General features: G+C 61.5%; 21 protein-coding genes. 5 read left to right on the plus strand and 16 right to left on the minus strand.

Annotated features, from left to right (window positions below; all coding sequences use genetic code 11):
- The first annotated feature begins 174 nt into the window (after positions 1-174).
- Both JIO00_RS27555 and JIO00_RS27560 read left to right on the plus strand, forming a co-directional pair.
- On the plus strand, positions 175-1,581 hold the full coding sequence (locus JIO00_RS27555; RefSeq protein WP_077747239.1) for an adenosylmethionine--8-amino-7-oxononanoate transaminase: 1,407 nt from the start codon (positions 175-177) through the stop codon (positions 1,579-1,581).
- A 195-nt stretch (positions 1,582-1,776) separates the two neighbouring features.
- Positions 1,777-2,496: a 16S rRNA (uracil(1498)-N(3))-methyltransferase gene (locus JIO00_RS27560; RefSeq protein WP_010466899.1), complete on the plus strand. Its 720-nt coding sequence runs from the start codon at positions 1,777-1,779 to the stop codon at positions 2,494-2,496.
- A 45-nt stretch (positions 2,497-2,541) separates the two neighbouring features.
- On the opposite strand, the gene JIO00_RS27565 is transcribed toward JIO00_RS27560, so the two are convergent.
- The 3 genes from JIO00_RS27565 to JIO00_RS27575 are packed head-to-tail and all read right to left on the minus strand — an operon-like array spanning position 2,542 to position 5,082.
- Positions 2,542-3,444: a transporter substrate-binding domain-containing protein gene (locus tag JIO00_RS27565; protein WP_017341248.1), complete on the minus strand. Its 903-nt coding sequence runs from the start codon at positions 3,442-3,444 to the stop codon at positions 2,542-2,544.
- A 27-nt stretch (positions 3,445-3,471) separates the two neighbouring features.
- Positions 3,472-3,822, minus strand: coding sequence for a RidA family protein (locus tag JIO00_RS27570; protein ID WP_010466895.1), 351 nt, complete (start codon positions 3,820-3,822; stop codon positions 3,472-3,474).
- Positions 3,823-3,840: 18 nt separating this feature from the next.
- Entirely contained in the window at positions 3,841-5,082 is a 1,242-nt protein-coding gene (locus tag JIO00_RS27575; protein ID WP_077747238.1) for a D-amino acid dehydrogenase, read from the minus strand.
- A gap of 107 nt (positions 5,083-5,189) precedes the next feature.
- On the opposite strand from JIO00_RS27575, the gene JIO00_RS27580 reads away from it, so the two are divergent.
- Positions 5,190-6,098, plus strand: coding sequence for a LysR family transcriptional regulator (locus JIO00_RS27580; protein WP_077747237.1), 909 nt, complete (start codon positions 5,190-5,192; stop codon positions 6,096-6,098).
- Positions 6,099-6,211: 113 nt separating this feature from the next.
- Here JIO00_RS27580 and trhA read toward each other — a convergent pair whose 3' ends face one another.
- Complete coding sequence (trhA, locus tag JIO00_RS27585; protein ID WP_010466891.1) at positions 6,212-6,829, minus strand: PAQR family membrane homeostasis protein TrhA; 618 nt, start codon at positions 6,827-6,829, stop codon at positions 6,212-6,214.
- Between the two features lie 129 nt (positions 6,830-6,958).
- On the opposite strand from trhA, the gene JIO00_RS27590 reads away from it, so the two are divergent.
- Positions 6,959-7,873 (plus strand): LysR family transcriptional regulator, encoded by a 915-nt coding sequence (locus JIO00_RS27590; protein WP_077747236.1) that lies wholly within the window; start codon positions 6,959-6,961, stop codon positions 7,871-7,873.
- A gap of 85 nt (positions 7,874-7,958) precedes the next feature.
- Here the strand turns inward: JIO00_RS27590 and madM are convergent, their stop codons facing one another.
- The 10 genes from madM to JIO00_RS27640 form a co-directional block, all read right to left on the minus strand.
- Positions 7,959-8,723, minus strand: coding sequence for a malonate transporter subunit MadM (gene madM, locus JIO00_RS27595; RefSeq protein ID WP_200667232.1), 765 nt, complete (start codon positions 8,721-8,723; stop codon positions 7,959-7,961).
- 5 nt (positions 8,724-8,728) lie between these two features.
- Positions 8,729-9,121 carry a malonate transporter subunit MadL gene (madL, locus tag JIO00_RS27600; protein WP_010466888.1) on the minus strand — a complete coding sequence of 131 codons (393 nt, stop codon included), beginning with the start codon at positions 9,119-9,121 and terminating at the stop codon, positions 8,729-8,731.
- A 65-nt stretch (positions 9,122-9,186) separates the two neighbouring features.
- A complete protein-coding gene (gene mdcH, locus JIO00_RS27605; protein WP_145306745.1) occupies positions 9,187-10,098 on the minus strand; it encodes a malonate decarboxylase subunit epsilon in 912 nt (303 codons plus the stop codon).
- Positions 10,095-10,706, minus strand: coding sequence for a malonate decarboxylase holo-ACP synthase (locus JIO00_RS27610; protein WP_042932504.1), 612 nt, complete (start codon positions 10,704-10,706; stop codon positions 10,095-10,097). Before JIO00_RS27610 ends, mdcH begins: the two co-directional genes overlap by 4 nt.
- A complete protein-coding gene (gene mdcE / locus JIO00_RS27615; RefSeq protein WP_200667234.1) occupies positions 10,700-11,503 on the minus strand; it encodes a biotin-independent malonate decarboxylase subunit gamma in 804 nt (267 codons plus the stop codon). Before mdcE ends, JIO00_RS27610 begins: the two co-directional genes overlap by 7 nt.
- The gene (locus tag JIO00_RS27620; protein ID WP_200667236.1) at positions 11,500-12,351 is read right to left on the minus strand and encodes a biotin-independent malonate decarboxylase subunit beta; all 852 of its coding nucleotides are present in this window, start codon (positions 12,349-12,351) and stop codon (positions 11,500-11,502) included. The genes mdcE and JIO00_RS27620 overlap by 4 nt, the downstream gene beginning before the upstream one ends.
- A complete protein-coding gene (locus JIO00_RS27625) occupies positions 12,344-12,643 on the minus strand; it encodes a malonate decarboxylase subunit delta (RefSeq protein WP_154912939.1) in 300 nt (99 codons plus the stop codon). Before JIO00_RS27625 ends, JIO00_RS27620 begins: the two co-directional genes overlap by 8 nt.
- Positions 12,643-13,500: a triphosphoribosyl-dephospho-CoA synthase gene (locus tag JIO00_RS27630; protein ID WP_010466883.1), complete on the minus strand. Its 858-nt coding sequence runs from the start codon at positions 13,498-13,500 to the stop codon at positions 12,643-12,645. The genes JIO00_RS27625 and JIO00_RS27630 overlap by 1 nt, the downstream gene beginning before the upstream one ends.
- A complete protein-coding gene (mdcA, locus tag JIO00_RS27635; protein ID WP_200667238.1) occupies positions 13,500-15,170 on the minus strand; it encodes a malonate decarboxylase subunit alpha in 1,671 nt (556 codons plus the stop codon). The genes JIO00_RS27630 and mdcA overlap by 1 nt, the downstream gene beginning before the upstream one ends.
- Positions 15,171-15,439: 269 nt before the next feature.
- Positions 15,440-16,069: a nucleotidyltransferase domain-containing protein gene (locus JIO00_RS27640; protein ID WP_083375550.1), complete on the minus strand. Its 630-nt coding sequence runs from the start codon at positions 16,067-16,069 to the stop codon at positions 15,440-15,442.
- Between the two features lie 438 nt (positions 16,070-16,507).
- Here JIO00_RS27640 and JIO00_RS27645 point away from each other — a divergent pair, with 438 nt between their 5' ends.
- Positions 16,508-16,885 (plus strand): DUF6124 family protein, encoded by a 378-nt coding sequence (locus JIO00_RS27645; RefSeq protein WP_083375549.1) that lies wholly within the window; start codon positions 16,508-16,510, stop codon positions 16,883-16,885.
- 132 nt (positions 16,886-17,017) lie between these two features.
- On the opposite strand, the gene JIO00_RS27650 is transcribed toward JIO00_RS27645, so the two are convergent.
- Both JIO00_RS27650 and JIO00_RS27655 read right to left on the minus strand, forming a co-directional pair.
- On the minus strand, positions 17,018-17,473 hold the full coding sequence (locus JIO00_RS27650; protein WP_010466875.1) for a chemotaxis protein CheW: 456 nt from the start codon (positions 17,471-17,473) through the stop codon (positions 17,018-17,020).
- Positions 17,466-23,366: an Hpt domain-containing protein gene (locus tag JIO00_RS27655; protein WP_200667240.1), complete on the minus strand. Its 5,901-nt coding sequence runs from the start codon at positions 23,364-23,366 to the stop codon at positions 17,466-17,468. Before JIO00_RS27655 ends, JIO00_RS27650 begins: the two co-directional genes overlap by 8 nt.
- Between the last annotated feature and the right edge of the window lie 4 nt (positions 23,367-23,370).

The raw sequence follows: 23,370 nt of genomic DNA on the forward strand, positions 1-23,370 counted from the left end.
ACGACTCAAAGAACCGCGAAGAATACGTCAGCCATCAAAAGGCCGCCAGCGACGTCTATCGACCTATACAAAGTAGCTCAATCGACACAATGGGTTGTCCCCGTGCGATGCATTGCATAGGCTTGCGCGATTGTTTGCCCGCGAAACCAGCGAGCCGCCTCGAGGAGACTGAACATGGGCCTGAATAATCAGTGGATGCAACGCGATCTTGCGGTGTTGTGGCATCCCTGCACCCAGATGAAAGACCACGAACAGCTGCCACTGATCCCGATCAAGCGCGGTGAAGGCGTATGGCTGGAAGACTTCGAAGGCAAACGCTACCTCGACGCCGTCAGTTCCTGGTGGGTCAACGTGTTTGGCCACGCCAACCCGCGCATCAACCAGCGCATCAAGGATCAGGTCGATCAGCTGGAGCACGTGATTCTGGCCGGTTTCAGCCATCAGCCGGTGATCGAGCTGTCGGAGCGTCTGGTGAAGATGACGCCGGAAGGCCTGACGCGGTGCTTCTACGCCGATAACGGTTCGTCCTGCATCGAAGTCGCGCTGAAAATGAGCTTTCACTACTGGCTCAACCGCGGCCAGCCGAACAAGAAGCGCTTTGTCACCCTGACCAACAGCTACCACGGCGAAACCATGGCGGCGATGTCGGTGGGCGATGTGCCGCTGTTCACCGAGACCTACAAGGCGTTGCTGCTGGACACCATCAAGGTGCCGAGCCCCGATTGCTACTTGCGCCCCGAAGGCATGAGCTGGGAAGAACACTCGCGGAACATGTTCGCGGCCATGGAACAGACGTTGGCCGAGAACCACGACACTGTCGCGGCGGTGATTGTCGAGCCGTTGATCCAGGGCGCCGGCGGCATGCGCATGTATCACCCGGTGTACCTCAAACTGCTGCGCGAAGCCTGTGATCGCTATGGCGTACACCTGATCCACGACGAAATCGCCGTCGGCTTCGGCCGCACCGGGACGATGTTCGCCTGTGAACAGGCCGGCATCCGCCCGGACTTCCTCTGCCTGTCCAAGGCCCTGACCGGCGGCTACCTGCCGCTGGCGGCCTGCGTGACGACCGAGGATGTCTACAGCGCGTTCTACGACGACTACCCGACCCTGCGCGCCTTCCTGCATTCGCACAGCTACACCGGCAACCCGCTGGCGTGCGCGGCGGCTTTGGCGACGCTGGATATCTTCGAAGAAGACAACGTCATCGAGAACAACAAGGCATTGGCGCAGCGCATGGCCAGCGCGACCGCGCACCTGGCCGATCACCCGAACGTTTCGGAAGTGCGCCAGACCGGCATGGTGCTGGCCATCGAGATGGTCAAGGACAAGGCAACAAAAGAAGCTTATCCGTGGCAAGAGCGTCGCGGTTTGAAGGTGTTCCAGCACGCGCTGGAGCGCGGCGCTTTACTTCGACCGTTGGGCAGCGTGGTGTATTTCCTGCCGCCGTATGTGATTACACCGGAGCAGATCGATTTTCTGGCCGAAGTGGCCAGTGAAGGGATCGACATCGCGACCCGTGAGGGCATCAGCGTGTCGGTGCCGAAGGACTTCCACCCCGGCTTCCGCGATCCGGGCTGAGTCACCGAAAAACCCTGTGGCGAGGGAGCTAGCTCCCGCTCGGCTGCGAAGCAGTCGTACTCCGGCTTGCGCGTTTTAACTGACAAATCGCGGTCGCCGGGTTTGGGGCTGCTTCGCAACCCAGCGGGAGCAAGCTCCCTCGCCACAAAAGCTGATTGAGCACGCTGCTATATTCGACTTTTACAGAGATCCAAGATGAGACTGTCCCGCTTCTTTATCGACGCCCCCTTGAGCACCGGCGAACACGAATTGCCCGAGGCCCAGGCCCATTACATCAGCCGCGTGCTGCGGATGGCCGAGGGTGATGCGCTGCAATTGTTCGACGGCTCAGGCCATGAGTTTCGGGCCACGCTGGTGGAGGTCGGCAAGAAGCGCGTCGTCGTGCAGATCGATGAAAGCTTCGCCGGGCAAATCGAGTCGCCCTTGCAGATCCACCTCGGTCAGGGCTTGTCCCGAGGCGAGCGCATGGATTGGGCGATTCAGAAAGCCACTGAACTGGGCGTCACCGAAATCACCCCGATCTTCAGCGACCGCTGTGAAGTCCGCCTGAAGGATGAACGCGCCGACAAACGCCTGATGCACTGGCGCCAGGTGGCGATCAGCGCGTGCGAGCAATGCGGGCGTTCAAGGGTGCCGGTGATTCATCCGCCGCTGTTGCTGGCGGACTGGTTGAAGCAGACCGAGGCCGAGTTGAAACTGGTGCTGCATCCGGTGGCTGAGCCGTTGGTGAGTCATGCCAAACCGACAACCTTGGCGTTTCTGATCGGGCCTGAGGGCGGGTTGTCCGATGCTGAAGTCGAGCAGGCCAAGGCTGGCGGTTTTCATGCCGCCCGCCTCGGTCCTCGCGTATTGCGCACCGAAACCGCACCCGTCGTGGCATTAGCGGTGGCGCAACAACTGTGGGGCGACTTCTAGGTTCTGATCGTTCCCGCGCTCCGCGTGGGAACGATCTGTCCGCAACTACTGCACCGGATCACTCACCGGTTTGGCGATGATTGCTTTCAGTTCGCTGGTCATCGGGAATTCCAGGTTCAAGCCTTTGGGCGGGATCGGCTGTTGGAACCAGCGGTTGTAGATGCCGTTGATTTCCCCTGAGCTGTACAGGTCGGCCAGCGTGGAGTTGACCAGTGCCAGGAACTGCGGATCATCCTTGCGCACCATGCAGCTGTAGATTTCCCGCGACTGCTCCTCACCCACCACCACCCACTTATGCGGATCGCGGGCCTTCGCTCGTTCACCATAGAGCAGCGCGTCGTCCATATAGAACGCCGCCGCCCGACCCGACTGCAGCATCTGGAAAGCCTCGCCATGGTCCTTGGCGCTGATCACGAACATATCGATCTTGTGATCGACGTTGTAACTCTTCAGAAACCGTTCATTCGTTGTGCCCGCGGTGGTCACGACGTTCTTGCCGCGCAGGTCAGCGAAACTCTTGATGCCGCTGTCCTTCGCCGTGAGCAACTGACCCTTCACGTAGATAAACCCGTAGGAAAACGCCACTTGCTGCATGCGCTCGGCGGTCACGCCGGTGGAGCCGCACTCAAGGTCGACCGTGCCGTTCTGCACCAGCGGAATGCGCGTTTGCGAGGTCACCAGGTTGTACTTCACCTGCAGATCCGGCAGTTCAAGCTTTTGCTTGATGCGCTCGACAATCTTGCTCGCCAGGTCCACCGAATAGCCCATCGGCTGCCCCGTGTGATCACCCACGTAGGAGAACGGCACCGACGCGTCGCGATAGCCCAGCGTGATGCTCTTGGCATTGGCAACCTTGTTCAGCGTACCGGTCAGTGGCGTTTCGTTGGCCTGGACCTGACTGGCGAGCAGCAGACCGAGGGTGCAGCCGATCAACGTGATTTTTTGCATTGTTATTCTCCGTTGTGGGTTGAGCGATTAGCGGCGCGCTGCGATCACGGTGATTTCCACCAGGACCTCGGGACGGGCCAGTTGCGCCTGCAAAGTAGTGCGGGTTGGCGCTTTGCCCGGTGACAGCCACTGCGACCAGACCTCATTCATGGCGGCAAAATCGCGGCCAATGTCGTTCAGGTAAATGGTCGCGTTGAGCAGATGATCCTTGTCGCTGTCAGCTTCGGCCAGCAACGCATCGATCTTCGCCAGCACCTCGGCGGTTTGGCCGGTGACGTCGAGGCTGTCACCCGGAACCTGTCCCGAGAGAAACACCAGATCGCCAAAGGTCACCGCGCCAGAGAGCCGGCTATTGCTGTTGATACGGTTGATGCTCATCGGTTTTTCCTTTTCAAGTCAGGCGACGCGGGGGGCGAGGCCCTGCATTTCAATCGAGGGTGCGCGCCGGGCGATCAACTCGCTGAGCAACCGGGCGCTGCCGCAAGCCAGGGTAAAACCCAGGGCGCCATGGCCCAGGTTGAGCCACAGGTTGCGGTACGCCGTGGCCCCGATCAACGGCACGCCGCTGGGGGTGGCCGGGCGCATGCCGGCCCATTCGATGGCGGCGGTGTAATCGGCGGCATTGGGTAAGGTTTCCTGCGCCTGGCGCTTGATCAGCGCCAGACGTTTGGGGTCGAGCGCCGGGTCGAAACCGACGATGTCGACCATTGCCGCCACGCGCAGTTGATCACCGATGCGGGCATAAACGATCTTGCGGTTGTAATCGGTGATGCTCAGCTCCGGCGCGCGATGTTCGGTGCGCACGGGCAAGGTCAGGCTGTAGCCCTTGAGCGGATACAGCGGCAGGTGCATGCCGGGCAGCGCCAGCGCCGGACTGCGATGACCGGCGGCGATCACCAGTTGCTCGACCGGCAGCACGTGTGAACCCATTTCGACAGCCTGCACCGCGCCATCCGCGTGGCGAATGCCGGTGACCTTGCGTCCCAGCAAAAACTCGCAACGCCCCGACGCCTGGAGCCGAGCCAGCAGTTGCTGGCAGAAAGCATGGCAATCGGCGACTTCTTCATCAGGCGTATAAATCGCGCCCACAAACGGCGCCTCGGCAAGCGCAGGCTCCAACTGTGCGCATTCGGCACGCGACAGCACGTGCTGCTGTTGCGGATCGGCCAGGCCATGGCGCGCATGCTCAAAACTCGCGGCTTCACGAAACGTCACCAGTTTGCCGTTGCGCCGCCAAGCGAAGCCGTCGAGACGGTCTTCGTCCCGCCAGCCTTGCAGCGTGGACTGGCTCAGTAGCGCCAGACGCAGCAGGTGCGCGCCGTTGCGCTGATTCACAGAACGACGGCACGCCGCCAGGAAGGACCCCATCCAGCGCCATTGCGCCGGGTCCAGGCGCGGACGCAACTTCAGCGGCGAGTCACCGCGCAGCATCCAGCCAAGCGCCTGCAACGGCACGCCGGCATCGGCCAGTGGCGCGACGTAACGGTAGGACAACTGGCCGCCGTTGGCGAAACTGGTCTCGCTGCCCAGCGAATCCCGGGCCTCTATCAGCGTCACGTCGATGCCGTCGCGAACCAGTGCGTAAGCCGTCGTCAGGCCGATGACGCCGCCACCGATGATGCAAACCCGCTGAGCCATGTCTGTCCTTAACCGTTGTTGAAACAGGCTTCAGGTTAGGACCAGGTGACAGACCTTGAACAATGCATAAAGATGCCTGACCCATAAACAAAGGTTATGGACTTGCCATGCGACTGCGACACATCGAGATTTTCCAGGCCATTCGCCAGACCGGTTCGGTCAGTGGCGCCGCGCAGTTGCTGCACGTGTCGCAGCCGGCGGTGAGCAAAGTGCTGCAACACGCCGAGCAGCAACTGGGCTTCCCGTTATTCCTGCGGGTGCGCGGTAAATTGCAGGCCACGCCCGAAGCGCTGGAGCTTGAGCGCGAAGTCGACAAGGTCACCGAAAGCCTGCAAGGCGTGCGACGTCTGGCCCAGAGCCTGCGCCGCGAGCCGGGTCACAGCGTGAGGATCGGCGCGATCCCGGCGCTGGCCTTATCGCTGCTGCCGCCGGCCATCAACGAGTGGACGCAACGCTACCCGGACATTGTCTGCGAGCTGTCCAGCGCCCACAGCCGTGAGTTGATGCAGAATTTGTTGATGCGCGAAGTGGATGTCGCGCTGACCTTGCAACCGCCGGATCATCCGGGCCTGAAGGCGCAGCCCCTGGCCTGCGGGGTGTTGGTGGCGCTGGCGCCGTTGGGCTATTGGACCGACGACGCCTTGGGCCAGCCATTACCCTTGATCGAACTGGCCGGCGCGCCGCTGATCGGCCTGTCCAGCGCCGATCCGCTGGCGGCCAGGCTCGACAGCTACCTTGAGGCGGTCGAGCCGCCACCACGGGTTCGGATCGCCGTGCAGACCTATTCGCTGGCGCGGGCGATGGTTGAATCCGGTGCCGGGTTGGCGGTGATCGATCCGTTTACTGCGCTTGGCGCATCCCCCGCCACCACGGCGATTCGACCTCTGGCGCCAGCGTTACCGATCACGTTGTATGCGGTCACCCGCGCCGACGAACCGCCGCCCCATACCTTGAGCGACTTGTTGCAGGTGTTCAGCCGACGGGCGCAGGCGCAACTGGATCGCCTGTGTTCCTGAGGGAGCATGCCTGCTCGCGAATGCGGTGGATCAGTCAGCGATGATGTCGACTGACCTGGCGCTTTCGCGAGCAGGCTCGCTCCCACAGGTTTTTCATATAGCTGCGGTGCGATCTACAAGACATAAAACATAATCGCCACGAAGTGCAGCAGACTCCCGGCGATCACGAACAGATGCCAGATCCCGTGGGCATGACGCAAACGACTGTCCAGCGCAAAAAAGACAATGCCCACGGTGTACAACACGCCGCCCGATGCCAGCCAGGCAAAACCTGTGCTGCCCAGCGCCGCCAGTAGCGGCTTGACCGCCACCAGCACGATCCAGCCCATCACCGCGTAGATCACGATCGACAGAATCCGCGCTTCCGAACGCGGTTTGATCTCTTGCAGGATGCCGATCAGCGCCAATCCCCAGACAATTCCAAACAAGGTCCAGCCCCACGGCCCGCGTAGCGTCACAAGACAGAATGGCGTGTAACTGCCGGCAATCAGCAGGTAGATCGAAAAGTGATCGACCTTCTGCATGATCGCTTTCTTGCGCCCGCGCACGCTGTGGTAAACGGTCGATGCGCTGTAAAGCACCATCAAGGTAAATCCGTAAATCGCCACGCTGACAATCTTCCACGGGCTGCCGTCCATGCTGGCAATCACCAGCATCCACACCACCCCGACCATCGCCGCCACCGCCCCGACCAAATGCGTCCAGGCGTTCAATCGTTCCCCGTGATACATGTGTCGCCCACCTCAACATTCGTTACAACATCGCGCAAGGCTCAGCCCTTGAGCTTAAAAGCGCAATGTTTCAGATCACAAATCCGCGCATACGTGCACAATCGAGCCATTCGACCAAGAGTCACGCCCATGCTGATCGACGAAGAGTTGACCCTGAAAAAACTCGAGGTGTTCCTCGCCTTCATGCGCACCGGCAACCTGGCCCGGGCCGCGGCCGAGTTGCAGACCAGCAACGTCAGCGTGCACCGCGCCATTCACTCGCTGGAAAGCGCCTTGCGCTGCCCGTTGTTCAAGCACGAAGGCCGCAACCTGACACCGCTGGAAAGCGCTTATGTGCTGGAAGAACGCGCCCAGAAGCTGATTCAGGACGTGGTCGAAACCGTGCGTCTGACCCGCGAAGCGGCCGGGTTCTCGGCGGAACGTTTCAAGCTCGGCTCGTTGTATTCGCTGACGGTGAAGACGGTGCCGCAGCTGATCATGGGCCTGAAAATCCGTCGCAGCGAGCTCAACATCGATTTGATCCTCGGCTCGAATTTCGACCTGCTGTACAAGCTCAAGAACATGGAAGTCGACGCGATCCTGGTGTCCCTGGACGACAGCGTCAACGACCCGGACTGCGAGCAGATTCCACTGTTCTCCGATGACATCTTCCTGGCCACGCCAGCGGATTCGAAGTTTGCCCAACGGGCGGAAGTCGACCTGGCCGAAGTGCGCGACGAAACCTTCATCACACTCACTCAGGGGTTTGCCACGCATCAGGACGGCAACCGGGTGTTCAAGCAGGCGGGGTTCGAGCCGAAGGTGGCGATGCAGGTCAACGACATCTTCACCCTGCTGAGCATGGTCAGCTCGGGGGTGGGTTATGCGTTGCTGCCGGGGCGGATTGCGGCGGTGTATGAGAACCGTGTGAAGCTGATTCCGTTGCAGGAAAAGTATCGGTTGCAGCAGCACATTGGCGTGGTGTTTTTGAAAGCCAAGGAGCGCGATCCGAATCTGCTGGCGTTGTTGGCAGAGTGTCGGATGTATGCCAATCGCCAGGCCTGAGACCCTGTCGCGCCCTTCGCGGGCAAGCCTCGCTCCTACAGACATTGCGCAGATCCTGTGGGCGCGTGGCTTACCCTCTAGCGCATCAGCCCATTAATCCGCGCATGATCAGAAACAGTAACGAAGGCCCGAGTAAACAGCCCAATGCCGTGTAGAACGCGGCGGTCAGGCAACCATAAGGCACCAGTTTCGGATCCGTGGCCGCCAACCCGCCCGCCACACCGCTGGATGTCCCCATCAAGCCCCCGAAGATCACCGCACTGCGTGGGTTGTTCAGACCAATCATCGGCGCCACGATCGGCGTCATGACCATCACCAGAATGGCTTTGATCAACCCTGCGGCAATCGACAGCGCCATGACCTCGGAACTGGCACCGATGGCAGCCCCGGTCACCGGACCGACGATATACGTCACAGCCCCGGCACCAATGGTGGTCAGGCTGACCGCATCGGTGTATCCGAAGGCCATGGCCACGGCGACACCGGCAATAAACGACGTCCCGACGCCGACGAACAACGCCAGTACTCCGACAAAACCGGCACGTTTGAGCTCATCGACACTGACGCCAAACGCCGTGGCCACAATGGCGAAATCGCGCAACATGGCACCGCCCAGCAGGCCGATCCCGGACAGCAACGGGATGTCCACCACGCCTTTCTGGCCACCGGTCAACGCACCACCGACATACGACAACAACAGGCCGAGCAAAATGGCGATGGCCGAGCCGTGCAAGCGGCCTTTAGTGAACGTATTGGAAATCCAGTAGGACACCCACATGGTCACGCCGACAATCAGAAAGCCACTGATCAGGCCGTAACCGGTAATTACCTTCATCATCGATTCGTACATGGCGATCACCCTACCGTCTTCGGAGGAATGACAGAGGCGGGTTCCTTGTTGCCGATGCGTACCAGCACCGGCACCAAGGCAAAGGCGATAACCACCGCTGCCGTCCCCGCCAGAATCGCCATCGGCCCACCCTTGAGTGCGCCATAGACGTTTTGTTGCGCCGCCATGGCGACGACGATCGGGATATAAATTGCGCTCCAGAACTCCACGCCCTGCTCTGTCTTGCCTTTGAACCAACCACTTTTATTCAGGTAACTGCCGAGGCCGATCAACAGCAGCATCGCAATACCTACACCGCCAACGTTGGCCGGTACGCCAATCAGCTTGCCGAGCAGTTCACCGACAAAAATACCCACCAGGGTACAAAAGGCGAGAAACGCCACACCATAAATAATCATTGTTGTTGTCCTCAAAGTGCATCGTCGAATGTTGTTTTTGTTGTTCGAAGGCTTGAGTCGGTGGTCTAGGGTTGGCGGCTTCCCTCCTCACGCAACAGCGCCTGCAAGGTATCGAGGCGAGCACCGTCGAAGGCAATGACGGTGCCCTGCTCGAACACCCGGCGCGCCAGCCCGGTCAGCACCGCACCGGGCGGCAGTTCGATCTGTAGACGTACGCCACGCTCGTAAGCGCTTTGCACCGTGCCGCGCCAATCCACCACGCGGCACATGTTGAAAGCCAGGTCATCGCGCAAGGCTTCGGTGTTGATGACGGGCCGGGCGCGACTGCCGCTCAGGTAACTCAATGTCGGTGTTTTCAGTTGCACATTGGCGAAGGCTTCGGCCAAGGTTTTCGCCGGAGCTTCCAGCAGCGGGCAATGGGAAGGCACGCTGACGGCCAGTCGTTTTGCCAGACCTGCACCGCGACCTCGGGCCAGTTCGGCGACAGCTTTCATCGCCGCATCGCTGCCGGCAATGACCACTTGGTTATCGGCATTGATATTGGCCAGGTAAACCGGCATATCGACGCGGTGAACCTGCGCCAGCAACTCTTCCACTGTCGCCAGATCCAGACCGATGATCGCGGTCATGCCGTAGCCCTGAGGATAAGCCTGCTGCATCAGCTCACCACGCAGGCTGACCAGATGCAGCGCATCACTGAAGCTCAGGGCGCCCGCCACCACCGCTGCCGGGTAGGCGCCGATGGACAATCCCGCCACGTAATCCGCTGCCATTGATAACTGGCGTGAAGCCGCGACGCCGGCAATCAACAGGCAAAGCTGAACGGCCCTTGTCGATTTCAACGCCTCGGCGCAATCCAGCCGCAACACGTCTTCGCCCAGCACTTCACTGGCCTCATTCACCGTTTCGAGAGGCAAACGGTGGAGCATGCCCGGTTGCTGCGCGCCCTGGCCTGGGAACACCAGCAAACTGCTCACGCTGCTTGCTCCCACGGATCAATCACCAGGCAGGCTTCACGGGCGTTTTTCAGCAAAACCCGGCGGGCAGCACCAGCCCATTCGCGCAGGGCGACGGCGCCGAAAGGCGTCTGCAACTGCATGTCTACCTGGCACGCAGCCGTGTCCAGAATCTTCACCAGCGCCTGCGCTTTCAATCGATCCAACGGTTGCGGGGTGCGCAGGATCAAGTCGAGATCACTGCCCTCGTGCAACGCCTGAACACCGCTGGCCAATTCAAACCCGGCGCTGCCGCTGACGCCCCACGCCCAACCGAAGTCATCGAGCATCGGCCGCAAATCATTGAGGGCGCGTACTGCTGGCAAATCCCGCTCGATCAAGGCATGACAAAGGTCTTCCGGTCTGACGCGACGAGCAATCGCAGCGATCGACATCACCGTTGCAAACCGCTGCTCACGCAACCGCCCACGCACCCCGACCGCGACGTGATTCGGCGCACTCAACGCACGCCGAACCACCACCGGCTGACCTGCGCTGACCGACTCGATCGCCCATGCAGGCGCGTCCACCGGCAGCTGCTCCGGGGTCATCCCCCAAAGCAGGTCGTGGGCCAGAAACGTATTCACCACTGCGCTCTCAGCAATTGGCGAACGGTGCTTGATGCCGCACGGTTGGTCGCGCCCAAGCGGCTGCTCAGATCACGTCCGCTGGTGGCGACATCGCCAATGGCAAGGTTCAGGCATTCAGTCACCCGCGCCAGATCCGCCGCTGTCGGCTGCTCGATCTGCTCTACCGACAAGGTTTCCCAAAGCAATCCCAGACTCGCATAGCTGTCGATGTCATAAGCCATCGGAGGCACACTGGAAGCCAGGGCTTCGAGTTCTTCGACGCTGCGCAACGTCACCCGCGCTGCCGATGCCTTGCCCATCGCATGGACCATCACGCCCGGATCACGCAAGGCAATCAAGCGATTGGCCTGATACCCATGGGCCAGAAACGCCCCGGACATCGCCTTGCCCACCAGCAAGCCAATCACCGCATGACCGGCTAACCGGGCGCGGGCATAGCTGTCTGCCGCACCCGCCAGGGCCTGATGAATGCCGAGCGCTTCTTCGCGCCGACCGTAAGCCTGGCTCGGCACATCGACGACGGCGACCAAGGCGCGTTTGTGCGGTTTATCCGTGTCTTCTGCGATGACGTCATCCACCGCCTTGGCCAGGCCCCAACCTTCCAGCAGACCGACCTCGCCATTGCGGGCGCGGACGAAACGGTTGTCGGGATCAGCCACCACCGCGATAAACCGTACAGACTGATCACCCAATACACCGTCGGCGACCTTCAACGAAGCGGGCAAACCTTCGACCGGTTTCGCGCCCGCCCTCAAGGCGTTGAACCAGTTCAAACCTCTCAGGGAATACGAACTCATGAGTGCTCTCCTTGATACAGATCGCGAACCACTGACGGCTCGATTTGCGGTTCGGCGTCCAGACGGGCCAGCCGCTGCAGGAACAGATCGGCCTGACGGCTGCGTTGCTGTTCCGGCAAACCTTGCTTGAGTAACTCACCGACCTGCTGCTGAATCTGCGCCACGTCGTCGGCAACATAACGGTCCACCAAACCGCTGGCAAAACGCTGCTCGCCACCGGTCAGGCTCCAGATAAAAGGACGGTCGCGGGAGTCGTATTCCTCAAGCCCGGCTTCCTGTTCGATCACTTGCGGACCGTTGAGGCCAAGCCGCGCTTCCTGAGTCACCAGCAAATAGCTGCACAACCCGGCGGCAATCGACATCCCGCCAAAGCAACCCACGCTGCCGGCGACCACACCGATAACCGGCTGGTACTGACGCAGGTCGACAATCGCCGCATGAATATCGGCAATTGCCGCCAGCCCAAGATTGGCTTCCTGCAAACGCACGCCGCCGGTTTCCAGCAGCAGCACGGCGCGAGTGGGAACGCCATTGCGGTTGTCTTCGGCGGCGAGTTCCAGCGCACCGGCAATCTTCGCCCCGCCGACCTCACCGAGGCTGCCGCCCTGAAATGCACCTTCGATGGCGGCGATCACCACCGGCAATCCACCGATGCTGCCCTTGGCGATCACCACGCCGTCATCGGCTTGCGACACCACGCCCTGGCGCGACAGCCACGGCGACATGACGCGTTGAAACGGGTCGAGCAATTCGCGGAAGGTGCCAGGGTCGAGCAAGGCTTTCGCCCTTTGCCGGGCGCCGAGTTCGACGAAGCTGTGCTTGTGTAGGAGTTCTTTACTGTCAGTCATGACCGATCTCCTCAAAGCCTTGTTCCAGACGCAAGCGCACCACGCCGGGGGTAGCGCCGAAATCGTGGATATCAATGGCCATCGCTGGCGGTGTCTGGCCGTCGAACATCCGTGCAAACAGGTGCTGCCAGCGTTGCTCCGCGCCATTGACCGAGGTCTGTACTTTGATCGTTAGTTTGCCGGTCTGACCCGGTTCGATCAGCACTTCCAGATCGCCCGAACCGACACAGCCCACCAGCGTGCGGCCCCGTGGCGGCTGCCCGGCGGGGAATTCAAAGGATAAGGTTTCCATCAGAAAGCTCCCGACTCGATGCGGTCGATAAACAGGCAGGCGGCGAGCAAATCCGCGGCACCGCCGGGCGACGCATTCAATGCGATTAATTGTTCGTCTAATTCGTGCAGACGGCGGCGACCGGCGAGGCTGGCACTGCCGCCCGCATCGAGTACCGCTTGGGCACCAAGCTGCATGGTTTGCAGGCCGTGTTCGCCGGCGCGGTAGAGCACGCAGGTGTCGGCCAGGTTCGTCATGATTGCGAGTAAGGCGTCGAGCCGGGCGTTCTGCTCGCCATGGCCCAAGGCGCGGCTGCGTTTGAGTTGTGGCAGTGCGCGTTGCAGAACCGAAGGAAAGCCGAGTTGGGCTTCTTCACGGGCACCGCGAGCGCCGTAGCGTTGGGCAACCTGGGCGCCATGGCTGAGTGGACGTGGTGCGTAACGGTCGTCGATTAACGCGAGTCGGGCAGCACGCAAAGCAATCGGGCCTGCGGCACTGGATTCAGGCTCAAGCGCGCAGGCGGTGACCAAAAGACCCAAGGCCCAGATCGCCCCGCGATGGGTGTTCACGCCAGCCGTCGTGGCGAGCATCGCTTGCTCCCCTTCCCGACCGATCCGTCCAACGGCTTCACGCAGCGGCACACCAACTTCGCCAGATTCAATGGCCGCTTGCGCCATTTCCTTGAATGCAGGCCACAGCGAGAGCGCCGAGGCGTGCATCAGCCCGAGGTGCAAATCGGTATGAGCGCCATTGCCACGACGGTCGACCAACGCCGGTTTCGGCGACAGGTCCGCTTCGTCGATCAATGCGTCCACCGCCAGGTCCGCCAGCCGTTCAGCCAGGGAAAGCGTTTTCGGTTGCAGGTTGAATGCGTGCATTACCAGCTCCTGAACTTGGCGGGCGGGTTGTAGAGGCCACCGGACCACTCGACCAGATCAGCCACGCTCTTGGCCGCGAGCAATTCGCGGGTGGCGTCGGTGCGGCGGATGCCGAGGTCTTCCGGCAAGGCGATCAAGCCTTCACGGCGCATGCGTGCGGTGTCTTTCGGGTTGTGGCGCAGGCCGATGGCGGTCACTCCGGCGACGGCGGCGATCATCGCCTGGCGCTCTTCAAGGGAGCGGGCCTTGTACAAATAGGCGATGCCTTCTTCAGTCAGCAGGTGGGTGACGTCGTCGCCGTAGACCATGATCGGCGCCAGCGGCATGCCGCTTTTCTTCGCGACTTCTATTGCATCGAGGGTTTCGACGAAGGTCGGTTTGCCGCCCTCCTGGAAGGTCTCGACCATTTGCACCACGAGTTTTTTGCCGCGTTCGAGCAAGGCTTCGGGCGCGTCGTCATGGCGCATGTCGAGCCAGGCCGGCGTGCTATGACGGCGACCGCGCGGGTCGTGGCCCATGTTCGGCGCGCCGCCGAAACCGGCCAGGCGCCCACGGGTCACGGTGGAAGAATGACCGTCGCCATCGACTTGCAGGGTTGCGCCGATGAACAGGTCCACCGCGTATTGCCCGGCGAGTTGGCAGAACATCCGATTGGATCGCAGAGAGCCGTCGCGCCCGGTGAAGAACACGTCCGGCCGCGCAGCAATGTAGTTTTCCATGCCCAATTCAGTGCCGAAGCAATGCACGCTTTCGACCCAGCCGCTTTCAATCGCCGGGATCAGCGTCGGGTGCGGATTGAGCGTCCAGTTGCGGCAGATCTTGCCCTTCAGGCCTAGGGATTCGCCGTAGGTCGGCAGGATCAATTCGATGGCGGCGGTGTTGAAACCGATGCCGTGGTTCAGCGACTGAACGTTGTGTTTTTCGTAGATCCCACGGATCGCCATCATCGCCATCAGCACGTGCACAGGTTTGATGTGCCGTGGGTCGCGGGTGAACAGCGGTTCGATGTAGAACGGCTTGTCCGCCACCACCACGAAATCGACCCAGGACGCGGGAATGTCGACGCGTGGCAGGTCGCTGACATCGTCCACCAGTTGGTTGACCTGGACGATGACAATGCCGTCGCTGAAGGCGGCCGGCTCGATCAAGGCGGGGGTGTCTTCGGTGCTCGGGCCGGTGTAGATGTTGCCAGCGCGGTCGGCCATGAAACCGGCCGAGAGCACGACGTTGGGAATCAGGTCGACCACCAGCCGCGCATAGAGCTCGATGTAGGTGTGGATCGCACCGATTTCCAGCAGGCCGTCTTCCAGCAATTGGCTGATGCGCAGGCTCTGGGTGCCGGCGAAGGAGAAGTCGAGCTTGCGGGCGATGCCGCGCTCAAACAGGTCCAGGTGCTCGGAGCGGCCGACGCTGGGCATGATCATGTGCAAGTCATGCAACTTAGCGGGATCGGCCTTGGCCAGGGAGCGAGACAGGAAATCCGCCTGCTTCTGGTTATTGCCTTCCAGCACCACGCGGTCGCCGGGCAGGATCAGAGCTTCCAGTGCCGCGACGATGTTGTCGGTGGGCAGGACCACACCGTCGGCAAGATGCTTGACCAACGCCAGACGCCGCTGCTTTTCGCTGCGCCGCCGCGTCCATCGCGAGTCGGGGGATATTGTTGTTGTCATGACCACTCCACGGGTTCGCTGTCGTGGGAGTCACCTTAGGAGGGTTGGGTGGGGAGCATCAATCAAGCACAGAGACGGATCGTTACGGTCAGGGTAATGGTTGACCACGCCGACGCCATCGCGAGCAGGCTCGCTCCCACAGGAGAGCGCATTTCAATGTGGGAGCGAGCCTGCTCGCGAAGAGGCCAGAACGATCACCGCAGTTTTCAACGAGTAATAATTACAGCCCAGCCATCTGCTGCTGCACACGAATGGCTTTCAGCCCACCGCTACGTAACAGGTTTTCCAGATTCTCGTTGCTGCCCATCCTTGGACTCCAAAGGGTTTTCCCCCATCAGGTTGATCTTGTCCTGCTGCGCTACCCGCACGACGAAGCTGTTTTCAGCCGCCAGTTTTGCGGCCCAGTCTTCGGGGGTGTAGAGCGTCGGATTAAGGACGCGGCCTAATTGCTCCTCCAGAGGCATAAGCCGCTCCATCACTTCACTGTAGTGCAGGCCTTCACCGATCAGCATGAGATCAATGTCACTGGATGCGTTTGCCGAATCCTTGGCGATTGAACCGTACACAAATGCCCAGGTGATCTGTTCGGCAAAGGGTTGAAGCGCCTGACGCAGAGGCTCGGCAATGCCAAAAGTCTTGCGGGCGATGCCCAACAGCTCAGCATAAATCGGGCACTGCGGATTGGCCTGATAGTGGGTCTGGTTGCCTTGGCGGCTCAGGGTCAACACGCCTGCCTGTTGCAACCGATCCAGCTCTCGCATGAGGCTGCCTTTACCCACTTGAGCCCAGCGGGCGATTTCGTTGGCGTAAAAACTTCGATCGGGTTTGCCGAACAACAAGCCCAGCACTTTTTGCTGAGTGGTCGTGAACAAGGCTTCGCTGAGGGAAAGGTTTTTCACAGTGGCAACCGATGAGTCCCAAAAAGGGAACGATAGGTCCCTTTTTGGGAATCTTCAACTTTTGCCGGTCGATTGGAGATTTGTGTTTAAAAGTTTGTCCGCTGCAAGGGTGGGAGGCTACACGGCGTGACGTCGCCACCTACAGCAATGCCGGAAGCCGCTGACTGGTGGGGTTTTGCGCTGAGCTTTATCGTTTGTGAGTCGCTGCCAAATCAGCGATAGGGGCTGGAAACCCCATAAGTGACGGGGCGCAAAAGCGTCCTTCATAACGTATGCTTGCGCACCTTTATTGTGTGCACTCCGTTATGGCGGCTGTGCGCGGGAGACTTAACCGTCTGCCGGGTTTCTCCGTTACCCCGGGTTTCCAGCCGCGTACAGCTGCCACCTATTCGCGTGGAAACCGAATGGGTCAGCCTCAACCCCTGACGGAGATTCACAATGTTCAAAGCCACTCCCAATCCCCCGGAAACCGACACCGATCCCGAGGCAGTCCTCGAAGCCGAAAAACTCAAGGAAGCCGCCGACCGCGCCTTCGCCCATTACTTCCCTCCCGCTCACGAAAAACCGGCCAAACGCCGCAAACACCCTCTCTTCACCGTCTCCCCCGACATCGACACCGAAGCCCTTTTGGCCAACGCCTCCGAAGACTTGCTGTCGATCAGCGCCATTGCGGCCGATCTGGCGGACGATGTTGAAGGTTCGCGCCGGTCGGTAGCCTTGGCGCTCAGTCGAATGGCCGATGGGGTGCAGTTGTTGGTGGAGCGGGCGCTGGATCATAACGAGGCGTTGCAGATGCAGATGCGCGCCAAAGTCTAGTGCACACCCCCTGTGGCGAGGGAGCTTGCTCCCGTTCGGCTGCGCAGCAGTCGCTAAATAATCGGTTCGCCGGAGATTTTGGGGCTGCTTCGCAACCCAGCGGGAGCAAGCTCCCTCGCCACAGGATACGGGTCAGACTAGCCCGGCACTCACCAACAACTCCTCCAGCGCCAGCAAATCAGGCACCTTCGCCACTTGCTCCCCCACCTGCACCGCCGCCTGCTCCAGCGGACACAACGGCACATCGACGTAACTCAACTGACTGTCGAGCTTGTACGACCGCGGAATCCCCTGCACCAACAGCGCAATGAACTTCAGCTCCGGCCGCCCACCGAGGGCATTGAGAATCACGATGCGCGCGCGCTCGCCGATGACGGTTTTATTGCCGCACGCCGACTCGAAACTCAGCAACGGAATCTGCCGGTCCCGCCACGTCACCAACCCCAGGTACCACGGCGGTGTGTCCAGATCGAACGCCCCCGGTTGATAGTCAATCAACTCCGCCACCGCCACGTTGGGCAGAATCAGGTTGCGGTCAGCCAGGGGCAGCAGCAGGCCGGTGAGATTGCTGGTGCGATGCTCAAGCATGGGTTTTGCTCCACAACGCGATGCTGTCGAGCAGCACCGATTCCTGGTACGGCTTGCCGAGGTAGTCGTTGACGCCGATGGCCATGGCGCGGTCGCGGTGTTTCTGGCCGGTGCGGGAGGTGATCATGATGATCGGTAAATGCTGCAAACGTTCGTCGCTGCGCACCTGGGTCGCCACTTCGAAGCCGTCCATGCGCGGCATTTCGATGTCGAGCAGCATAACGTCGGGCATATGTTCTTCGAGCAGCAGCATGGCGTCGACCCCATCCTTGGCAGTCAGCACGTTCATGCCGTGACGTTCGAGCAGGCGGCTGGTGACCTTGCGCACGGTGACCGAATCGTCGACCACCAGCACCAGCAGCGGTTTATGCGGCTCGACCTCAACGTCCTGTGTTGCCGACTGTTGCGGCACTCGGGCCTGCATGGCGCGGATCGGCGCCAGCAAATCGAGAATCAGCACCACCCGGCCATCGCCCAGAATCGTCGCCCCGGATAACCCCTGCACCGACGCAAATTGCGGGCCGAGGCTTTTGACCACGATCTCCCGCGTGCCGGCCGTGGAATCCACCTGCACGGCGATGTGCCGCTCGTTGCATTGCACCAGCAAGACCGGCAGCGGCAGACTCTGGCCCAACAGTTTCGGGCGGGTGCTGGTTTTCAGCAGCTCGCCCAGATAACACAGTTCATAACGCTGCCCGGCGTATTCATAGGTCGGCGGATCGAGCCGGTAATGCCCTTCGAGCTCGTTGGGCAGCACGCGAACGATGCCGTCGATGGTGTTCAGCGGGATCGCGTATTGATCCTCCAGACACTGCACCATCAGCGCGCGGTTGACCGACACGGTGAACGGGAGGCGAATCCGAAAGTGCACGCCCTGCCCCGGTGTCGAGTCGATGACCATGGTGCCACCGAGCTGCCGGACTTCTTCGTGAACCACGTCCATGCCCACGCCACGCCCGGAAATCTGAGTGATTTTCTCAGCGGTGGAGAACCCCGGTTGCAGGATGAATTGCAGCACATCGCGGTCGCTGACCTCGGCGTCCGGGGCCAGCAAGCCGCGCTTGATCGCCTTGCGCCGCACCGCGTCCAGCGGCACGCCTGCGCCGTCGTCGCGGATGTCGAAAATCATGTCGCCGCCCTCGCGGGACAGGTCGAGAGTGATTCGTCCCTGGGCCGGTTTGCCGGCCGCAATACGCACCTCGGCCGACTCCAGGCCGTGGTCCACGGCGTTGCGCAGCATGTGTTCCAGCGGCGCCGCCATGCGCTCAAGCACGTTGCGATCCATCTCGCCTTCGGCGTTGCCGACCACGAACTCAACGTCTTTACCCAGTTCACTGGAGACCTGGCGGACGATGCGCCTCAAGCGCGGCAGCATGCGCTCGAACGGCACCATGCGCGTGCGCATCAGGCCTTCCTGCAATTCGGTGTTGATGCGGCCCTGCTGTTGCAGCAGGTTTTCCGCATCCTGATTGCGTCGATCGAGGGTTTCCTTGAGGTCGAGCAGGTCGGAGGCGGATTCGAACAGCGCCCGCGACAACTGCTGCAACTGCGAGTGACGGTCCATTTCCAGCGGATCAAACTCCTCGTAGCCCAGACGTTCCGCTTCGACTTGCTGGCGGCTGAGAATCCGTCCCTGGGTTTCGGTGTCGAGCCGTCGCAACTGATCGCGCATCCGCTCGATGGTGGTTTCCATCTCGCTCAGGGCCACCCGCGCATCGTTGACCTGTTGCTCGATACGGCCACGGAAGATCGAGGTTTCACCGGCCAGGTTGACCAGATCGTCGAGCAGTTCTGCCGAGACCTTGACCATGTCGACGCCCACTTCGGCTTGCGCCACCGGGGCGTCGGGTTTCGGCGTGGCGGGCACGATCACCGGCGTATCAAGAACAGCGGGATGGCTGAAGTTCTTGATCGCGTCGATCAACCGATCAGCCGGCGGCAAGGGCTGGCCGGCGCGGGCGGCGTCGAGCATTTGCGCCAGTCGGTCATGACTGCTTTGCAGCAGGGCGAACAGCGCCGGGGTCGGTTGCAGCACGCCAGCGGACAGACCTTCGTAGAGAAATTCCAGCTCATGGGCGAGGTCGCCGATGGGGGCAATTTCCACCATCCGCGCACCACCCTTGAGCGTGTGCAGGTCGCGCAGCAGGGTTTCCACTTCCTGACGGTTCGACGGTTCGGCTTGCCAGCGCACCAGCGCCGCGCCGGAGTTTTCGATGATGTCGAAACCTTCCTCAAGGAAGATCTCCAGCAGCTCGGGGTCATGCCCCGGCGAGTCATTGGCCGGCGCAGGTTCCGCCACTTCGGCGGTGTTGGCATTGCCTTGACGGAACTCGCGAATCGCCTCGATCAGCTCGCTCGGGGCACCCAGGGTGTGCTGGTTTTTCAGCTGTTCGAGCAACACCGCGAGCCGGTCATGGCTCTGTTGCAGCAACTGCGCAAGGGTTTCGCTGTAGCTGTAACGGTGGTCCACCAGGCCTTCGTAAAGACTTTCCAATTCATGGGCCAGGTCGCCGACCGGCTCGACCTCGGCCATCCGCGCGCCGCCCTTGAGAGTATGCAAGTCCCGCTGCAAGGACGACAGCGGCGCGGCGTTGTCCGGGTCGTTCAGCCAGCGCTGCAAGGCCTGGCCAGCACTCTCGAGAATATCCACCGCTTCTTCGAGAAAGATCGAAACGATCTCATCGTCCAGCTCGACCTGAGTCGCGGTCTGTTCCAGTTCTGCGGTGGCGCTGCCCAGTTCGCGGATGCTCAGGGTGCGGCTGCCATCGCTGCGGATCAGGCCCATGGACGATGGATCAAGGCTTTCATCGAGCAGGCCGCGCAAGGCACGGATGCGTTCCGGTTGCGGGCTGACTTCCTGGCCGGCGGCCAGTTCGTCGAGCATGTTGATCAGCGCTTCATGGGCACTTTGCGCCTCGTGGAAAAACCGGTCGCTGACCGCCAGGCTGCTCTCTTCCACCGCGCCGTACAGGTCGAGCAACGCTTCGCACAATTCATCCACCGGATGCAGATCGGCGAGGTGCGCGCCTTCGCCCAAGGTGGTCAATTCGTCCAGCAACGCGCTGAGTTCCTGGCGCTCGCCGGGGTGCTGCTGCCAGCGCTGCAACAGGCTTTCGGCATCCAGCAGGATGTCCATGCCCTGGGCCAGGAAGTTGTTGATCAGTTGCGGATCACGCTTGATTCGCAGCGCGGTGTTCGGCGCTTTCAACAGCGCATCCAGACGCTCAGCGAGCAGCGCCTTGGTGCGCTCGATCAGTAAATCGGCATCCGGTATTTCGGCCAGCGGATCAGTCTTGAGTTGCCGCAGCCCGAGACGGAACAGACCTTCGGCTTCCAGCAGCAGTTCGACTTCGTCGAGGTCGAGGGCGATCAGGTGCGCTTTGTATTCGCGGGCCAGTTGATCCAGCGGCGTCGCCAGCTCGGCGATCGGCAATACGCCGGCCATCGAGGCGCTGCCCTTCAAGGTATGCAACGCCCGCTGCAACTCGTCACTGGCTTGCAGCGGCACGTGCTCGGCGGCTTGATCGAGGAAACGGTTGAGGCTGGCGAGATGGGTCTCGGCTTCCTTGCGGAAGATCTCCAGCAACAGCGGATCGAGGGCCGCGACGTCCTGGGTGTCCTCATCGCTGGCGGGCGTATCGCCCTTGGCGAGGGCATGGGCGCGAGCGGCCAGTTGGTCGACCTGATTGTTCTGGCGCTGGGCATTGGCGGCAAACTCGGCCACCAGTTGCGGCAGCAGCTCCAGTGTATCGAGGAGCAATTGTTGCACTGCCGCCCCAGGCGCAACGCTGCGCTCCAGCACGCGGTTGAGCAGGTTTTCCAGCGCCCACGCCAGCTCGCCCAGCACCAGCGCACGGACCATCCGGCCACTGCCTTTCAAGGTGTGGAAAGCCCGGCGCAATTCACTCAACGCGGCGTTATCGTCCGGGTTGGCCGTCCAGCGCGGCAAGTACTCCCGGAGGATTTCCAGGACTTCATCGGTTTCTTCGAGGAAGACTTCCCGCAGCTCTTCGTCCACCGGTTCTTCGCCGGCGGGCGGTGGCAGCAGGCTGCCCGGGATGGTCAGCGCCGGCGGATTGACCGAAGACACCGGGCTGGCCAGGACATCGGCCAGCGACTGCACGGTATCGGGGTCATCGAGTTCTTGCAGGTCCTGCATCACTTGGGCTTCACTCGGGCTCAGCACATCCTCAAGCATCGGCACCTGTTGTTCACTGGGGAAAAACCCAAGGGACGCCAGGCTCTTTTCCGCCACGTCGAGCAGTTGTTCACCGGGTGCCTCGGGGTCGTCGCTGAGACGCTCCAGGTAATACTCGATGCTGGTGATGACGTCGGCCAGGCTGTCCAGTTCCTGCCAGCCGGGCTGGCCCGGGTCCAGCAGCAGATGCTCGCGAATGAAGTGGTTGCAGGCTTCGATCAGGCTCGCCGCACGACCCAACGGAATCATCGACAGCGCACCGCGTACCTGGGTCAGCAACGCCGGCAAGGCCTGCAAATGCTGGCGATCCCAGTCGGCGTCGATGTAGTCGACGATCATGTCCTTGGCCTGTTGCAGGCAGATGCGCGCTTCCTTGATCACGATCTGATGGATCTGCGTCAGATCGGTGGTCGGCAGGTGGCTTTCTTCCTGGCTCTCCGGCTCTACGGTGCCGACCATGCCGGCCAGCGTCGCTTCGACGTAGAGCAAGGCCCCGGCAACGTCCATGAGAATGGCGTCGTTGGGTTCGCGCTGGCCTTGGGCGAGGCTCAGCACCACCGCCAGTTGATCGATGATGACTTTGCGCGGCTGGCCGAAACCCAACACCGCCAGGGTGTCGGCGATTTGCCGCAACGGCGCCAGCAGGGTTTCGAGGTCCGAGGTGTGCTGGCGGTCGCTGCGCACAAACAGGTCCAGGCGTTCCTTGACCCGCACCAGCTCTTCACACAGCGCGGCCAGCACCGAGCGCATGGCGTCACGGTCCGGTCCGGCCAGGCGGGCGCGTTCTTCGTCGACCATTGCGCTGTCAGGCAGCGCGTCGTCCAGTGAGTAACGATCTTTCATGGTCAGCATCTGCCCGGTGGGATGTTCGGCCTTGGCAATGTAGAACAGCAAACTCTTGAGCAACTCCGGCGGCGCCGGCTGATTGATGCCGCGTATGCCCTGTTCGAGCAAGCGCTTGAGTTCTTTGTCGGCGTCCTTGAACAGGCTGCGCAGCGCCGGGCTGTTGGCAATCGAGCCGCCGCGCATGCCTTCGACCAGCGCCGAGGCGACTTGCCACAACGGGCTCAAAGGCGCGTTGCCGCACAGTCCTTCCAGGCGTGAAAAAACCTTGGTCAGATAACCAAGGTTAGTCTCGTCATCCTGCTCGCGCAGCAACCCGACCAACGCCATTTGCAGCATCTGCCGCAACTTGCGCAGCACATTGGCAAAATCCGCCGGTTCCAGCAGGGCCAGCGATTCTTCGTCCAACACCGGCAGGTCGAGCAATTGCGGGCTGAACAGGCTGGTTTCCGACAACAGGCTTTCGCCCCGGGCACTGCGTAAATCGTTGATCAGCGGCAGCACCACCAAGGGCAGGTCACGGCGCGCGCCTTGCACCCGGTCGAGGTAGATCGGCAGTTGCCCGAGGGCTTGCAACAGCAGATGAAGCGCCTCGTCGCGATGGTTGATGCGGTCTTGCTGCAAGGCGGTGGCCAGGTGTTCCATTTCTTCGGCGAGCAGGGCCGCGCCGTAGAATTCGACCATCTGCAAACTGCCGTGGACCTGATGGATGCACGCCAGGCAATCGCTCAGGGCGTGCGTCGCCTGGGGATCATCAAGCAGGGTTTCGATCGCTTGATGAGCCACTTTCAGCGTTTCGGCAATCTCGCCTTTGACCCACTCGAGGGCCACATAGTCGTGCCGATCACCCATAACC

The sequence above is a fragment of the Pseudomonas sp. SW-3 genome (assembly GCF_016615645.1).
Taxonomy (GTDB): domain Bacteria; phylum Pseudomonadota; class Gammaproteobacteria; order Pseudomonadales; family Pseudomonadaceae; genus Aquipseudomonas; species Aquipseudomonas mandelii.

Bases quoted from the DNA above. Each gene is read 5' to 3' on its own strand.
- JIO00_RS27590 (WP_077747236.1), top strand. From the start codon at position 6,959: ATGCTGATCGACGAAGAGTTGACCCTGAAAAAACTCGAGGTGTTCCTC.
- JIO00_RS27570 (WP_010466895.1), bottom strand. From the start codon at position 3,822: ATGAGCATCAACCGTATCAACAGCAATAGCCGGCTCTCTGGCGCGGTG.
- JIO00_RS27650 (WP_010466875.1), bottom strand. From the start codon at position 17,473: ATGCTTGAGCATCGCACCAGCAATCTCACCGGCCTGCTGCTGCCCCTG.
- JIO00_RS27575 (WP_077747238.1), bottom strand. From the start codon at position 5,082: ATGGCTCAGCGGGTTTGCATCATCGGTGGCGGCGTCATCGGCCTGACG.
- JIO00_RS27620 (WP_200667236.1), bottom strand. From the start codon at position 12,351: ATGACTGACAGTAAAGAACTCCTACACAAGCACAGCTTCGTCGAACTC.
- JIO00_RS27565 (WP_017341248.1), bottom strand. From the start codon at position 3,444: ATGCAAAAAATCACGTTGATCGGCTGCACCCTCGGTCTGCTGCTCGCC.
- mdcE (WP_200667234.1), bottom strand. From the start codon at position 11,503: ATGAGTTCGTATTCCCTGAGAGGTTTGAACTGGTTCAACGCCTTGAGG.
- mdcA (WP_200667238.1), bottom strand. From the start codon at position 15,170: ATGACAACAACAATATCCCCCGACTCGCGATGGACGCGGCGGCGCAGC.
- JIO00_RS27630 (WP_010466883.1), bottom strand. From the start codon at position 13,500: ATGCACGCATTCAACCTGCAACCGAAAACGCTTTCCCTGGCTGAACGG.
- madL (WP_010466888.1), bottom strand. From the start codon at position 9,121: ATGATTATTTATGGTGTGGCGTTTCTCGCCTTTTGTACCCTGGTGGGT.
- JIO00_RS27580 (WP_077747237.1), top strand. From the start codon at position 5,190: ATGCGACTGCGACACATCGAGATTTTCCAGGCCATTCGCCAGACCGGT.
- JIO00_RS27560 (WP_010466899.1), top strand. From the start codon at position 1,777: ATGAGACTGTCCCGCTTCTTTATCGACGCCCCCTTGAGCACCGGCGAA.
- JIO00_RS27645 (WP_083375549.1), top strand. From the start codon at position 16,508: ATGTTCAAAGCCACTCCCAATCCCCCGGAAACCGACACCGATCCCGAG.
- trhA (WP_010466891.1), bottom strand. From the start codon at position 6,829: ATGTATCACGGGGAACGATTGAACGCCTGGACGCATTTGGTCGGGGCG.
- JIO00_RS27655 (WP_200667240.1), bottom strand. From the start codon at position 23,366: ATGGGTGATCGGCACGACTATGTGGCCCTCGAGTGGGTCAAAGGCGAG.
- JIO00_RS27555 (WP_077747239.1), top strand. From the start codon at position 175: ATGGGCCTGAATAATCAGTGGATGCAACGCGATCTTGCGGTGTTGTGG.
- JIO00_RS27625 (WP_154912939.1), bottom strand. From the start codon at position 12,643: ATGGAAACCTTATCCTTTGAATTCCCCGCCGGGCAGCCGCCACGGGGC.
- madM (WP_200667232.1), bottom strand. From the start codon at position 8,723: ATGTACGAATCGATGATGAAGGTAATTACCGGTTACGGCCTGATCAGT.